The organism is Chromobacterium sp. LK1, from assembly GCF_001043555.1.
Lineage (GTDB): Bacteria > Pseudomonadota > Gammaproteobacteria > Burkholderiales > Chromobacteriaceae > Chromobacterium > Chromobacterium aquaticum.
Window position 1 is genome coordinate 39,263 of sequence record NZ_LDUI01000008.1, and the last position, 14,498, is coordinate 53,760.

A 14,498-nucleotide genomic window follows, 5' to 3' on the forward strand; every position below is an offset into this window, starting at 1 on the left:
CGCCGGCGCACGATGGCCGGCGGTTTTGTTGTTTTGTGGATAAGTTTGGATTTTGCCGTTGGCTGTGGATAAGCCCTTTACTGGGGGTGATCGGCGCGGAACAGCGTCCATTCCTCCACCGTGCGGCCGTCCGGCAATTGGCACAGTGCGTACTCATTGCCCTGGGCGTCCTTCTGCGGCAACAGCTTGCCGCCCTTCTCACCGCAATACACCGAGGCCGGGTTGGCCATGCCCACCTTGGCCTGCTCCGGGGCCTTGGTCTGGCTGCAGGCGCTCAGGCCCAGGAGCGCGATCGCGCAGATCAAGATTCTCATATCGATTTCCTTTCTGATTCAGGCCGACAACAGCTTGCCGGATTTGAACGCCTCGCGGCTGGCCACCTTGGCCAGCGACAGGCCGGTGGTGGTGTAGGGGCGATCGCTGGTGGCGTACAGCATGCCGGGACGGTTGGCGCGGATTTCGCTGCAGCGGTCGTTCAACGGGTCGATTACTTCGGCCAGCAGCTCGCCGCTGGCCACTTCGCTGCCCGGCTGGACGTGGTAGACCACCACGCCGGGGTGGGGCGCGTACAGGTTTTCCGAGCCGGCCAGCGGCGTGGCCGGGAAGCGCAGTTCCGGCAGCGGCGGCGCGGCCTCGGCGATCACGCCGCGGTGGCGCAGGAAGTTGAGAATGCCTTCGGCGTCGCGGCGCGCGTAATCGTGATGCACGTCGCGTTCGCCGCGCAGCTCCACCGTCACCGCCAGGCAGGCCATGTCGATCTGGACGTCCAGGCCCTCGGCGGCCGCCAGGTCGCGCAGCTGCCACCATAGCTGGCTGCAGGCTTCGTCGAAGGGATGGTCGCCGGAGTCGGTGGCCAGCAAGGTGGCGCAAGCGCCTAGATAGCGCGATAGCGGTTCGCACTGCTCCCACAGTGGGGTGCCGGTGTAGAGGTGCAGATCGGCGCGGCAATCGCAGTGCAGATCCAGCACCACGTCGGCGTCGAAAGCCAGCTTGGCCAGGGTGTGGCGCAGCGATTGCAATTCGCTGCCGGCCGCCAGCGCGCCCAGTTGACGCCGGGCGGCGGCGCGGATCAGCGCGGTATTGGCCTTGCCGTCGCGGCTCAGTTGCGCTTTCACCTCCTCGTACACCGTCTCGGACAGCACCGGGTAATGGCGGTTGAAGTTCTGGCCGCTTTGCAGATCGAAGCGGCCCAGCAGCTTTTCGCTCTGGTTCTGGTTCAGGCCGATGGGATTGGCCACCGGCACCAGGATCACTTCGCCGCGCAGCAGACCCGCGGCGTCCAGCCGCTGCAAGGCTTGTTTCAGATGCCAGGCGGTCAGCATGCCGGGCAGTTCGTCTGCGTGCAGGCTGGCCTGGATATAGATTTTCTCGCCGCTTTGCGGCACGCCGAAATGAAAGCTGATCAGCTCGCGCTGGCTGCCCAGGCTGGGCGACAGCAAGGGCTGGCGGTGGGTGTACATGGCTTCTCCTCTCGCGGTGTGCGGCTCCATCGTCGAATCTTATGCCAAACCGGGCCGGCCAAGATAGCGCCGCCGCAGGGCATGCGTTGACGAACGCCCAAGCCCCCCGGACAATCATGGCTTTTGCCATTCCACGCCCGCGCGCGTGGTGGAGTGCCCTTGGATTCTCTCTCCGATTTTTTCCAGCCCGGCATCGAGCCCGCCTCCTTGCAGGCGGTGTCGCGGCTGACCGGCGCCTGGCCCTATCTGTCCGTCTTCGTCACCCTGTTTCGCGGCGGCGACGAGGAAGTGCTGATGCGGCTGCTGGTGTTGCGCGAGCTGGGCGGCCGCGCCGAAGCGCCATTGTGGACGCCGCAGGAAATCGCTCAGCGTTTCGCCTATCTGAACGACACCAAACTGGCCACCATCCTGGGGCGGCTGCGCGAGGGCGGCTTGCTGGTCTATGACAGCGACGGCGGCGTCTACCAATTGTCCGAGGGCGCGCGCATCGCGCTGGCGGCGCTGGCCACCATGGTGGATTTCGCCGGCGACGACGTCGAGCTGGGCTATCTGACCAGCCAGGTGGCCGCCGGCCAGGCGGTGGGCCAGGTATCGGACGAGGCCTTGAAACACTTGCTGGCGCGCTTGAACGAGCTGTACGTCGAGTTCGAGGAAGCGCTGGAGTCGCAGTCGGAATTCCGCATCCGCGCCGCCCAGCACCGCCTGGAGGCGGTGTGGCGCTGGGTGGCCAAGTCCACCGAGGTGATCAAGGGGCTGACCCAGGACGACACGCTGAGCCTGCTGGTGCTCAACCAGGCCCAGGCCATCGCGCTGGCGCAAAGCCGCATGCTGGCGCTGGCTGGCACCTTCGAGCGCCGGCTGGCGCAATTGGCGGCGCAGCGCGTGCATCTGGGCGGCTCCGGCCTCACGTCCACCGACATCGCCGACTGGCTGCGGCGCATGGCCGCCGGGCAATTGGCGCACAAGCTGGACGGTTGCCTGGACATCAATCCCGAGCCGGCCTTCCTGTCCACGCCGGAGCTGGGCGATGTGGCGGAATTCGAATTGCTGGCGCGCGAGCGCGCCAAGGCCGGCGACATGAGCTTGCCGGGCGGCGAAGCCGCGCCGCTGGCGGACGCGCCGGAAATGGAGCGCCTGCTGGAGGCCGAGGCCATGTACGACGTGCTGCTGGAGCTGGGCATGGCCGGCGCGGCCGATGTCCACATCAGCCAGGCGGTGCTGGCCGACAGTTACGACGAAACCGCTTATCGGCTGTCGCTGCTGTCGTTGATCGGCGATCCGGAAACCCGCAACGACCAAAGCATAGTCGCCGCGCTGGCCAAGCTGCCGTTCAGCCTGGAAGGCGGCGAAGGCGTGATCGAGCCGGAACACCCCGAAGTGGCCACGCTGTCCGACGCGCGGCTGGTGGGCGCGGCTCAAAAAGGTTCTTAATGGAAACAGAAATCAAAACCCTGACCGCCCGTCTGCTGGCGCACCGGGTGGTGCCGCGCGGCGACGCGCTGGCGAAGAAGGCGCTGCTGGACGACAGCTTCCGCCTGGAGCTGGACAAGAGCCTGGCCGCAGTCGGCCTGCGCCTGGTGGAGAATCCTTACGCCGAGCACATCGCGGTGGCGCTGCTGCCGGAAATGACCGAACCGGTGTTCGGCTCCGGCGACGCCTGGCTGAATAACAACCTGGGCCTGCCGCGCGACGGCGTGGCGCTGCTGGTCATTCTGTGGGCGCTGATCATCCTGCCCAAGCGCGAGCGTCAGATCGCCCGCGTCGAAGCCGGCAAGGAAAACCAGAGCGATATGTTCGGCGCGCAAAAGCCGCTGGAAACCGGCGAAACCGTGTCCACCGGCCTGTCCGAGGACGCGCTCTACGCCGACTTCGGCAAGGCGCTGGGCGGCCGCACCCGTTTCAACGCCAACCTCGGCCGCCTGGTCAATCTCGGCTTCATCGTCCGCCGCAGCCGCTGGCTGGACGAGGGGCCGATGCTGGACCTGATGATAGATTACGCCCAGCTGGCGCCGCGCATCATCGAAGGCGCGCTGGCCGATGTGCTGCTGCGCCGCGAAGGCCGCGACGCGCTGGCCGACAAGCGCGCCGAAGCCGCGCCGGAAGCGCCGGAAGCCGACGATGCTTCCGCCGGCCCATTGTTTGATCTGCCGCCCGACGACGCGGCGCAAGAGGAGACGCGCTGATGTTCCAGATGAAATCGGTGGAAATGGTGCACTGGGACTTCTGGCAGCGGCTGACCGTGCCGCTGGACGCGCAGATCGTCACCATCATCGGCCCCAACGGCTCCGGCAAGACCACCTTGCTGGACGCGATGCGCACCCTGCTGGCGATCAAATGCTCGGGCAAGCGCGATTACAAGCGCTATGTGCGCAATAACAAGGAACCCTTCGCCTATCTGCGCGGCGTGGTGGACAATCCGCGCCGCCCCAGCGGCGGCCTGTATCCGACACCCTTTTTCCCCATCGTCTCCGACACCGTGACCCTGCTGTGCCGGGTCAAGAAACAGGGCGGCGACTGGGTGCGCCACTACGCGATCCTGGACGGCGACGTGGCGCTGGAGCTGGCCGAAGGCCAGGCCCAATGGCTGGGGGTGCAGGAATACCGCCGCCGGCTGGAAATGGCCGGCCTGACCCCGGCGGTGGCGGAAGTGCTGGCGCTGGAACAGGGCGACACCGACAAGCTCACCGAATACAGCCCGCGCCAATTGCTGGACCTGGTGTTCCAGGTCTTCGGCGACAAGGATGTGCTGGACAACTACCAGCGCGCGCGCGACGAACAACGCGCCACCGAGCTGGAGCTGGAAGCGCTAAGCCGCCAGGAAGAAGCCTTGCAGACGCGGGTGGAAACCATGAAGGCGCGCGCCAACCGCTACCTGGAATGGCGGCAGTTGCAAACCGGCATCGCCCGGCTGCGCGACGAGGCCTTGCCGGTGCTGGCCTATCTGGACGCCAAGACCTCGCTGGGCAATGTCTGGCAGAACTACCGCGCCAATTACCATGTGCTGAACCAGGCCCAGTCCGAGCACGCCGACACCCTGCAACTGGTGGCCAAGCTGAAGGCGGCGGAAGTGGCCGCCGACGCCTCGCGCAAGGCGGCGGAAACCTCGCGCGTCGGCGCGCAGGAAGCCTTTGTCGCCGCCAAGGGCGAGCACGCCGGCGTGGCCGGCCAGCTCAAGGAGCGCGACCGGCTGCAGGCGCTGGCCAGTAAGGAATACGGCGCCGACGCCGCCCAGCTCGCCGACAAGCTGGCCTCCTTGCGCGGCGAGGCCGAGCAATTGAAGGACGGCCTGCGCGAACTGAAAAAGCAGCGCCAGGATAGCTCCCAGCACCTGGAAGCGCTGGAAATCGGCCGCGGCCGCTCGCCGGAAGACGTGCGCCAGTTCAAGGCGGCGCTGGACGATGCCGGCATCGGCCATCAGATGTTGTCCGACATCGTGGAAGTGCTGGACCCCAACTGGCAGGCGGCGGTGGAAGCGCTGCTGCGCGGCTATCGCCACGTGGTGCTGCTGGAGCGGGAAAGCGACCGCCGCGACGCCTGGCGCATCGGCGAGAAACTGCGCTACCGCCATTTCGTGGTGCCGGAGCGCTGCAGCCCGCCGCGCGCCAATGCCGGCAGTCTGATGGAAGTGGTGCGCTTCTCCGCCGACGCGCCGGAATGGCTGTATCGGCAGATGAACAGCGTCAGCCGCGTCGACAACGCCGAGCAGGGCGCCGACATCAATGGCGACTGGATCACCCGCGACGGTTATTTCCGCGAGCGCCGCGGCGCGCGCCACATCGGCGTGCCGGCGCATGAATTCGCCTTCGGCGAAGCCGCGCGCCAATCGCGGCTGCTGGCGCTTCGCGAAGAACTGAAGACGCTGAACACGCGCATCCTCGCCGACGAAGAACGCTTGGTGGCGGCCACGCGCGAAGCCGCCGGCCTGGCCGAATACCTGGGCGGCATGGACGCCATCCGCCAGCTGGACAGCCGCGCCGAAGAGTTCGCCGCGCTGGAAACGCGCAAACAGGGGCTGGAAGCGGAAGTGGCGCGCCTGGGCGCGGCGCTGGGCGAGGCCAGCGCCGAGAAAGAAGCCGCCGATCAGCGCTATAGCGACGCGCGGCTGGCGCATGACCGCGTCTGTCAGCGCGAGCAGGACAGCCTGGCGGTGTTCCAGCGCAAACAGCAGGAAGTGGAGCAGGCGCGCCGCCAGGTGCGCCGCTTACTGGCCGAGCTGCGCGAATGGGCGCAGCGGCTGCCGGCCAATGCGCTGGCGAGCGAGAACGTCGCGGCGCTCGAAAGCGAGTTCGACACCGCCGCCGACGCCAAGCACCAGCTCAACTATCTGGAAGAGCGGCTGCAGAACGGCGACTGGGAACAGGATGAAGCGGTGCTGGCCTTGAAGGACAAGCTGGTGGAAGACCTGAGCGGCCTGGACCGCGAGCGCCAGCGCCGCCAGAGCGAGGTGGACCGTTCGCGCGAGCTGACCGACGAAGCGCGCGCCGCCTATATGGGCAAGCTGCGCGCCACCGTCCGCGCCTACGGCCAGAACGTCAAGCGTCTGGGCGAGCTGGCCGGCATCCAGGTGGAAGTGGAGCTGCCGCAGCTGTCCAACGACGACGCGGCGCTGGCCCAGGCTGGCCTGGTGCTCAAGTTCAACTTCGACCAGAAGGGCCTGATGGGCATGAACGACGGCGAGGCCTCCGGCGGTCAGCAGGTGATGAAGTCGCTGATCCTGCTGATAGGTCTGATGATGGACGAGTCCAACCCGTCCGGCTTCGTCTTCATCGACGAACCGTTCGCCCACCTGGACATCTTCAACATCGACCGCGTCGCCGGCTTCCTCAAGGCCACCGAGGCGCAGTATCTGATCACCACGCCGAATACCCACAACATCAATATCTTCGCGCCGTCGGAACTGACGCTGGCCACGCGCAAGAAACGGCCGGGCGAGCAATGGGCGCCGCCCATCCTGCAAACCCGCCGCCGCGTCGACGGCGGCGAAACCGCCTGAGCCTGACGCCAAAGCCGCCCGCCTGGGCGGCTTTTTTTGACCCCGCCACCGCCGCGCCGGGCGCTGACAGGCGGCTGGCCGCGGATGACATCCGGGCAATTTGCCGCCTGCGTAAAAAAACCATTCCTTCATGGGTACACAGCGGGAAAAAGCTGCGTTATCATCGCCCCCCAAACCCTTGATGGCAAAGCAAGATATCAAGGTTTTCAGGAATTGAGAGAGGCTGGCGGGGTGTCAGATGCCCCCGCCGGCCTCTTGCTTTTGGGCTTCCGTTTGTGCGCGTGCGCGCGCCGCCAGAAGAGGAACATCCTTCCCATGCTGATTGGCTTCGTCGTTGTTTATCTGCTCTTGTCCGTGGGCATAGGCCTGTATGCCGCCACCCGCGTGCGCAATGCCCGCGATTTCGCGGTGGCCGGCCGCAGCCTGCCGTTTCCCATCGTCACCGCCATGGTGTTCGCCACCTGGTTCGGTTCGGAGGCGGTGCTGGGCATCCCGGCCACTTTCATCGACAAGGGCTTCGCCGGCATCGTCGAAGACCCGTTCGGCTCATCCATGTGCCTGGTGCTGGTGGGCCTGCTGTTCGCGCGGCCGCTGTACCGCTTGAACCTGCTGACCATAGGCGACTTCTACAAGCAGCGCTTCGGCCGCAATGTGGAGTTGTTCGTGTCGCTGTGCATCATCGCGTCCTACCTGGGCTGGGTGGCGGCGCAGCTGACCGCGTTGGGCGTGGTGTTCAATGTGCTGTCCCAGGGCGCGATCAGCGCCAACGCCGGCATGCTGCTGGGCGCGGCCATCGTGCTGGTGTACACGCTGTTCGGCGGCATGTGGTCGGTGGCGTTGACCGACTTTTTCCAGATGACGGTGATCGTCGCCGGCCTGCTTTACCTGACCTGGCTGATAGGCGACATGGCCGGCGGCCCGGTCAAGGTGCTGCAGCACGCGGCGGCGCAGGACAAGTTCACCATGATTCCCAGCATGGCGCCCAAGGACATCGTCGGTTTCGTCGGCGCCTTGCTGACCATGATGCTGGGCTCCATCCCGCAGCAGGATATCTTCCAGCGGGTGATGTCGGCCAAGAGCGAGAACGTCGCCGCGCGCGCGTCCATCGTCGGCGGCGGCCTGTATCTGACCTTCTGCATGCTGCCCATCTTCATCGGCTTCGCCGCCACGCTGATCGATCCGACCATGGTGAGCCGCTGGATGCAGCAGGACGCGCAGATGATTCTGCCCAGCCTGATCCTGGAGCGCACGCCGCTGTTCGCGCAGGTGATGTTCTTCGGCGCGCTGCTGTCCGCCATCATGTCCACCGCGTCCGGCACCTTGCTGGCGCCGTCGGTGACCTTCACCGAGAACGTGCTCAGCCGCTTCATCCCGGTGATGTCGGACCGCCAGTTTCTGCTGGCGATGCGGCTGACGGTGGTGGGCCTGGCCATCGTCACCACGGTGTTCGCGCTGGTGTCGGACGCCACCATTTACGAGATGGTGGGCAATGCCTACAAGGTGACGCTGGTGTCGGCGGTGGCGCCGCTGTTCGCCGGCCTGTTCTGGAAGCGTTCCACGCCGCAGGGGGCGCTGCTGGCCATCGCCTTCGGCCTGTCCAGCTGGCTGGCGCTGGACTGGTTCGGCCCGGCGGACGCGTTCTGGCCGCCGCAGCTGGTGGGCCTGGGCTTCAGCATTTTCGGCATGGTGGCCGGCAGCTTGCTGCCGCAGCGGCTGGGACGCGGGGCGCTGGCCGCGGTGGGTCGCGCCTGATCCGGCGTTAGAGCCTGTTTACGATCGCGCGAGCTAAGAACCTGTTCAAAGTCTGCTGCGCTTCGGCGATACGGCGTTGAAACCAAGCTCAAAATGCTCATGTACCACGAGTACATTCCGCTTTTTCGCTCGTTTTCGCCTTGTCTCGCCCTTGCTCGCGAGACTTTGAACAGGCTCTAAGGCGAAAGCGGCTGAGAAAGCGGAATGGTCATTAAGGTATATGAGCGTTTCGAAGCCGTACTCACCGTGCAATGCTGCGCGAAGCGCAGCAGATCGTAAACGGGTTATCAGAAATTGGCCGGGGTGTTGGCGCTGATGATCTCCGCCTCGTCCGGCCCGATATTGCGGAATTTGTGCGGCAGGGTGCTGGGGAAGTAATAGCCGTCGCCGGCGGAGAGGATGCTGATGTGGCCGTCCACGGTCAGCTCCACGCTGCCGCGCACCACCACGCCGCATTCCTCGCCTTCCGGGTGGGTGATCATTTCCTTGCCGGTGTCCGCGCCCGGCGAATACAGTTCGCGCAGCATGCGCATTTGACGATTGGGATTGGACGCGCCGATCAGCAGCAGCTTCAGGCCGTCGCGGCCCAGGTCCGGCTGCTGTTCGCGGCGGAAGGTGTAAGGGTCGCTGGGCGGCGGTTCGCCAAAGGTCAGGAATTCGGTCAGCGTCATCGGGAAACCCTGGATCAGCTTCAATAGCGAACTGATGGACGGGCTGACCCGGTTCTGCTCTATCAGCGAGATGGTGGCGTTGGCCATGCCGGCCCGTTTCGCCAGCTCGCGCTGCGACAGCGAGAAGTGCTCGCGCACTTGTTTGACGCGTAATCCAATGTCCATGCCTATCACCTCGATGGCGTGCCGTTGCCGGCCTCTGCTCAGTATTTTCGACAAGTTTTCGAATAGCGCCACAGTATACTGATGCCGCTGCCGCGACGTCAGGCTGATTTGCGCTTTCCCATGGCGCGGCGGGCATTTTCATAAGGATGCGTCGCCTTGGCCCTACTTTGTGCGGGGTTGAATTTTGGCGATTCTGCCGCACACTAGCGGAGTCTTTCCCCTTTAAGAACCTATCGAGGACTCTCCACATGGCAACAGTGACTCTGCGCGGCAATCCGGTTGAAGTGGCCGGCGCGCTGCCGGCCAAGGGCCAGCAAGCCCCGGCCTTGACCCTGACCTCCGCCGACCTGGCCGAGACCAAGCTGGACAACTACGCCGGCAAGAACAAGGTGCTGAACATTTTCCCTAGCGTGGACACCCCGACCTGCGCGATGTCGGTGCGCAAGTTCAACGAACGCGCGGCAAAGCTGGCCGACACCGTGGTGCTGTGCATCTCCGCCGACCTGCCGTTCGCGCAGAAGCGCTTCTGCGGCGCCGAAGGCATCGACAATGTGGTGACCCTGTCCACCTTCCGCAATCCGCAGTTCGCCGCCGATTACGGCGTCAAGCTGGCCTCCGGCCCGCTGGCCGGCCTGACCGCCCGCGCGGTGGTGGTGCTGGACAAGGATAACAAGGTGCTGCACAGCGAGCTGGTGGCGGAGATCGGCGAAGAGCCGAACTACGACGCCGCGCTGGCCGTGCTCTAAAGTCGTCAGCCTTCAGCCCTTGCACACGACGACCGCCGGGGAAACCCGGCGGTTTTTTTGTGGCCATGCCCGATGCTCAGCGTGAGCGGACCACTTGATTGCGGCCGGCCTGTTTCGCCTGGTACAAGGCCTGATCCGCCGATTGCTGGGCCTGGCCGAAGTCCTGCTGCTGGCAGCGCCACAGATGGATGCCGGCGGAAAAGCTGCAGCGCGCCTCGGGGTGCTGCGTCAGCGGCTGCAACTGGCTGAACTGCCGCCGCAGCCGATCTATGATTCTCTCGCCGCTGCTGATGCCTATATTTGGCAGCACCAGGCAGAATTCCTCCCCGCCATAGCGGATCAGCAGGTCTTGATCGCGGATGTGGCCGCGCAGTTCTTGGCTCAAGGACTGTAGCACCTGGTCGCCGGCCAAGTGGCCATAGCGGTCGTTGACGGCCTTGAAGTGATCGATGTCCAGCATGATCACGCAGGCGATTTCCATCGACGGGTCGAGATGATCCAGCCAGTGCTGCAAGGCGCGCCGGTTGCCGGCCGAGGTCAGCGGGTCCAGGCTGGCGACATCCTGGAGCCGGCTGTTCTGTTTTTGCAGCACGATATTGAGAAAACCCACGGAACCGCACACCTGGGCCGCGGATGCCAGGGTCAAGGCCAGGGCGTGCAGCGGCAGTTCCTGGTGCGGAATGAAGCCAAAGCCCAGGTATTGCTGGTAAATGCCATGGCCGTCCCGCCAGCCGTACACCATGGCGCCGAGCAGGAACAATAAGGCGGTCAGGCTATAGCGGTTATTGCAGATGCGCTGTTCCGCCGCCATGAACAGCCAGCTGGCGTACAGATAAAGCAAGGGAATTTCCAGCGCGTCCAATAGGGTGCTGAGCAGCGGATTGGGCACCCATTTGTCGATGGCCGAGTAAACGCCCACCGCCAGCCATAGCCAGCGCGGCGGGCGCAAACCGATCAAGCGGGCGATGATGGTCAGTTGCAAGCTGATGCCGGCATTGCTGAAACCGCTGCCCACCGCCAGGAGCCAGTCGCGCTGGGTGGATATCTCGCCTTCCAGCAGCATGCCGGCGGATAGTAATAAGGAAGCTTGCAGCCAGCGTTTTCTTGGCAGTAATAATTCCGCGCGCACCGAGTGCTGCCAAGTGATCACGCCGATGCAGGCCACAATGAGGGAAGCGACGATCAGCGACACACATGGAACCGGAAACGGGAGAGGACTATCACAGCATAGCCAAAGCCCGGTACCGGTCAAGCCAGCGCGGTTTTGGCCATGTGTTCGTTCCGGTTTTGGCTGCTGCGCTTTAGCTGGTGGCCGGCATTATCGTCCCTTCCACGCCATCCGTTTCCGTCGCTTGCCTGAGTTGCAGATGGCGCAGGCTGCCGTATAGCTCGAGCAGGCGCGCATACTCGTCCGCGTCGTAGAAACGGCAGTTGCCGCGGCCGAACGCCTTGGCCACCTCCAGCGCAAACTTCACCGCCAGCGCGATATCGGTTTCATGGCTGGCCCCGGTGCAGCAGCCCGGCACCACGGTTTCGGCGCAGATGGCGACGCCGACGACCGGCGCGCTTGTCGCGGTGGCCGGCTGCAAAATGCTGTTCAAATGGTAGACCCCGTTGCCGTAAGGCGTGATGTCCTGGGTGGTGATGGGGAAGGTGACCGCCGCGCGGCCGCTGCTCTGTTCCATGATGCGCAGCAGGTCTTCCGCCACGCGCAGGATGTAACCCTCCTTGACGGTGGGCGAAATCGCATAGCCCTTGTGGTTGAGAATGCGGTTGCCCTTGCTGGTGTCGATCGACAGCACGGCGTCCGCTTCCGCCGGCACTTCGTGGCGGTTCATCGTCGTGTCGTCCACCGGCGCATCCATGAAATCCGCCGGCTGGCGCGGCAGGATGGGGGCGTCGGGACAGATGTGAGTGGTGACGATCACGTCGCCGGGCAAAGCGTCGCCGTTGCGTTGCATCCGGGCCAGTTTCAACGCGCAGGCGACGGCGGCGATGGCGCCGTCGGCATCGGAAACCAGGCCGATGCGGTCGGGACGGGCGCCGATGCCGCCCAGGCGGCCGATGATGGCCAGCGTCGGCGCGGCGCCGCCGGCGTTCTTGCCGTTGGCGCCGGGGATGTCGATGCGGACAAAGTCGGTGCCGCCCTTGACGCCCTGAACGCGGCGGCTGACGGCACGGATGCCGGGATCGGCGGCGAATAGTTCGACGATGTCCGCGCCGCTCACCTTGGCGCTGTCCATCAGTTCGAATACCTGCAGGGTTTGTTGCAAGCTCATGGCGTGTGTCCTTAACGTTTGCCGGGCGTGGCGGCGATGGAAGCGAAGAAGCTGGCGAGCGCGTCGCCGGCGATAAAGCCGGCGGCGATCACCTCCATCGGCGGGCGGCTGGCGGCGCCCCAGCGGCGGCTGATATAGATGCGCAAAGCGATGCCGAGCAGCAGCGCCCAGCCGGCGCCGGCGTTGTTGATCAGCAGGCCGGTGGCGAGCAGCACGCCGAACTGGCGCCCAGGCCCGCCGGCCAGCTGGATGATGGCGCCGGGAAGAGCCCATAGCCCCAGGGTGTAGGCCAGGTTGGCCTGGCTGCCGGCGGCTATGGTCTTGGCGAACACCCGCGCCGCCGGCGGCAGCAGATCCTGGGCAAAATAGCCGGCATGGACCAGCCACACCACCGGAATGGCGATGAGGAAGGCGCCGATGGCGGCGAACATCTGAATGCGTCGCCCATGCAGCTCCGCCGCCAGGTCCCGGCCGTGGCCGCGCAGGATGAAGCCGGTTTTCAGATCGAAGCCCATGTCGGCGAAGGCCGGTCCGGTGGCGGCGGTGAAGCCGGTGAGCAGGCAGAGCGCCAGCGGAGGAAAGCCGAGCAGGATGCCGACGATCAAGGTGATCAGCGCCACGGCGAAGGCCGGAAACCAGCCGGAGTGCATAGCGGCGATGCCCACGATCAACTCATGGGCGAAGGCGGCGAACGCGGCGTAGAGCACGAACAGCAGCAGCATGGGCAGCGTCATTTCGCTCCACAGGCCGCCGGCCAGCGCCAGCAGCATGGAAATCAGCAGATAGCCCGCCGCGCCCAGGCCCAAGGCGTGGCGCACTTCGCGGTCCGGGCGAGCGGCGCGGCCGCCGTCGGGCTGCTTGGCGCGGATCACGCGCGCCACTTGGAACAGGGCGACCAGGCCGGCGCCCACCATCACGCCGTGCGGAACATAGCGGGCGTTGAGGTCGATGCCGGCGACCGGCTCGGCGTAAGCGCGCAGCAGCAGGCCCAGGCCCAGCATACTCAGCGCCCAGATATTGCCGATGAAGGCGGTGCCAAAGGCCGCCATCGGGATTTTGAGCATGGCGCCGGCGATGCCGGCGGCAATGCCGGCCAGCAGCAGGCGCGCGTTGCGGCCACCCTGGTCGCCGGCCTGGATCGCTTCCGCGGTGGCCACGCCTATCGGCCAGGCATTGCCGGCCGGAAAGACCCGGGTGTCGAACAGGCGGTAGAGCAGGTAGCCATCCAGCAGCATGGCCGCGGCCACGCCGCAGAACATCGGCAGGATCAGCTCGGGCATGCCCATGGCCCAGGGCACGGCGATGGGCATCAGCAGGCTGTTGGCGGCGCCGAAGGTGGCGGAGGAAATCACGGTCTGCGCCAGGTTCTGGGTGTGGATGGAGCGGTAGTGGCGGAATGCGGCCCAGGGCAGCCTGGACAGCAGCATCGCCAGCAGCGCGCCGATGATGGAGGTGCTCGGGGTGATGCCCAGGGTGCACAGCAGCTGGATGCCGATGATGGCGCCGGCGATGGACAGCGCGATCAGCATCGCCAGAGTGGGGATGTGCTTGAGCGGATTGTCGTTCTGCATGGCGTGACCCCCTGATGGACTGGCGGCGCGGCGGGCTGGAGAAAATTAACTTGCAAACTAATTGGGTGGCGCCAGCAGTGTCAAGCGGCCTTGGTCGGCGGCTGCCGGCGGGAAAAAGATGGCGGCGCAAGATGCGCCGCCAGGCAACAGGCGGGGAGGCCCCGCCTCGCCGGATATCCGTATGGGCAGGCCCATGGTTATCCGAGTGGGCTTGATGCCGGAAAGAGCCGGGAGCGCTTCTTAAAGAACCTGTTTACGATCTCGCGAGCTAGAGCGAGACAAGGCGTTGCGGCTGAGAAAGCGGAATGTACGTGTGGTACATGAGCATTTCGAAGCTGTTTTCAACGCCGTATCGCCGACGCGCAGCAGATCGTAAACAGGTTCTTAGTAGGGCTTATTGGGCAGGAACTTGCCATCCAGGGTGATTACCGCGCGTTCGCCGCCGTCCGGGTCTTCCACTTTGCGGATGTCCAGCTTGAAATTGATGGCGCTGATGATGCCGTCGCCAAACTTCTCGTGCACCAAGGCCTTCAGCGTGGTGCCATAGATCTGGATCATTTCATAGAAGCGGTAAATGGTGGGATCGGTGGGAATGCCGCCGGGTATGCTGCCGCGCAGCGGAATGGCCTGCAGTTGCAGGGCGTCGGCCGCGTTCAGGCCCAGCCGTTCGCAGACCAGCTCCGCGGCGAGCTTGGGCAGCGCGTGTTGGCCCAGCACGGCGGCGGTGACATAGGCCAGGCTGAGGCCGGTGCCGGCGGCCAACTGCTCCCAGCTCAGGTCCTTCAAGGCCTTGGCGGCGAGGGCGCGGGCGGTCAGTTCGACGCGGAGGTCCTGACTGATATTGGATTGTTGCATGGGATG

General features: G+C 65.5%; 12 protein-coding genes. 5 read left to right on the plus strand and 7 right to left on the minus strand.

Going from position 1 to position 14,498, the window contains the following annotated elements; genetic code table 11:
- Positions 1-77: 77 nt before the first annotated feature.
- Positions 78-314: a DUF333 domain-containing protein gene (locus tag VI26_RS04810; protein WP_048408618.1), complete on the minus strand. Its 237-nt coding sequence runs from the start codon at positions 312-314 to the stop codon at positions 78-80.
- Positions 315-332: 18 nt separating this feature from the next.
- Positions 333-1,460, minus strand: coding sequence for a succinylglutamate desuccinylase/aspartoacylase family protein (locus tag VI26_RS04815; protein WP_048408619.1), 1,128 nt, complete (start codon positions 1,458-1,460; stop codon positions 333-335).
- Positions 1,461-1,613: 153 nt separating this feature from the next.
- Here VI26_RS04815 and VI26_RS04820 point away from each other — a divergent pair, with 153 nt between their 5' ends.
- The 4 genes from VI26_RS04820 to VI26_RS04835 all read left to right on the plus strand — a co-directional run bounded on the left by VI26_RS04820 (position 1,614) and on the right by VI26_RS04835 (position 8,205).
- Positions 1,614-2,891: a hypothetical protein gene (locus tag VI26_RS04820; protein ID WP_231464035.1), complete on the plus strand. Its 1,278-nt coding sequence runs from the start codon at positions 1,614-1,616 to the stop codon at positions 2,889-2,891.
- Positions 2,891-3,643 (plus strand): hypothetical protein, encoded by a 753-nt coding sequence (locus VI26_RS04825; RefSeq protein WP_048408621.1) that lies wholly within the window; start codon positions 2,891-2,893, stop codon positions 3,641-3,643. Before VI26_RS04820 ends, VI26_RS04825 begins: the two co-directional genes overlap by 1 nt.
- Positions 3,643-6,453 (plus strand): AAA family ATPase, encoded by a 2,811-nt coding sequence (locus VI26_RS04830; protein WP_048408622.1) that lies wholly within the window; start codon positions 3,643-3,645, stop codon positions 6,451-6,453. The genes VI26_RS04825 and VI26_RS04830 overlap by 1 nt, the downstream gene beginning before the upstream one ends.
- A gap of 315 nt (positions 6,454-6,768) precedes the next feature.
- Positions 6,769-8,205, plus strand: a complete 1,437-nt coding sequence (locus tag VI26_RS04835; RefSeq protein WP_048408623.1) for a sodium:solute symporter family protein — start codon at positions 6,769-6,771, stop codon at positions 8,203-8,205.
- Between the two features lie 287 nt (positions 8,206-8,492).
- Here VI26_RS04835 and VI26_RS04840 read toward each other — a convergent pair whose 3' ends face one another.
- On the minus strand, positions 8,493-9,041 hold the full coding sequence (locus VI26_RS04840; RefSeq protein ID WP_048408694.1) for a cupin domain-containing protein: 549 nt from the start codon (positions 9,039-9,041) through the stop codon (positions 8,493-8,495).
- Between the two features lie 248 nt (positions 9,042-9,289).
- Here VI26_RS04840 and tpx point away from each other — a divergent pair, with 248 nt between their 5' ends.
- On the plus strand, positions 9,290-9,787 hold the full coding sequence (gene tpx / locus VI26_RS04845; protein WP_048408624.1) for a thiol peroxidase: 498 nt from the start codon (positions 9,290-9,292) through the stop codon (positions 9,785-9,787).
- Between the two features lie 76 nt (positions 9,788-9,863).
- On the opposite strand, the gene VI26_RS23105 is transcribed toward tpx, so the two are convergent.
- The 4 genes from VI26_RS23105 to cynS all read right to left on the minus strand — a co-directional run bounded on the left by VI26_RS23105 (position 9,864) and on the right by cynS (position 14,492).
- A complete protein-coding gene (locus VI26_RS23105) occupies positions 9,864-10,979 on the minus strand; it encodes a diguanylate cyclase (protein WP_156183744.1) in 1,116 nt (371 codons plus the stop codon).
- A 109-nt stretch (positions 10,980-11,088) separates the two neighbouring features.
- Positions 11,089-12,066 (minus strand): DUF1177 domain-containing protein, encoded by a 978-nt coding sequence (locus tag VI26_RS04855; protein ID WP_048408625.1) that lies wholly within the window; start codon positions 12,064-12,066, stop codon positions 11,089-11,091.
- An 11-nt stretch (positions 12,067-12,077) separates the two neighbouring features.
- Positions 12,078-13,637 (minus strand): OPT/YSL family transporter, encoded by a 1,560-nt coding sequence (locus tag VI26_RS04860; RefSeq protein WP_048408626.1) that lies wholly within the window; start codon positions 13,635-13,637, stop codon positions 12,078-12,080.
- A gap of 384 nt (positions 13,638-14,021) precedes the next feature.
- Entirely contained in the window at positions 14,022-14,492 is a 471-nt protein-coding gene (gene cynS, locus VI26_RS04865; RefSeq protein WP_048408627.1) for a cyanase, read from the minus strand.
- Positions 14,493-14,498 lie beyond the last annotated feature (6 nt).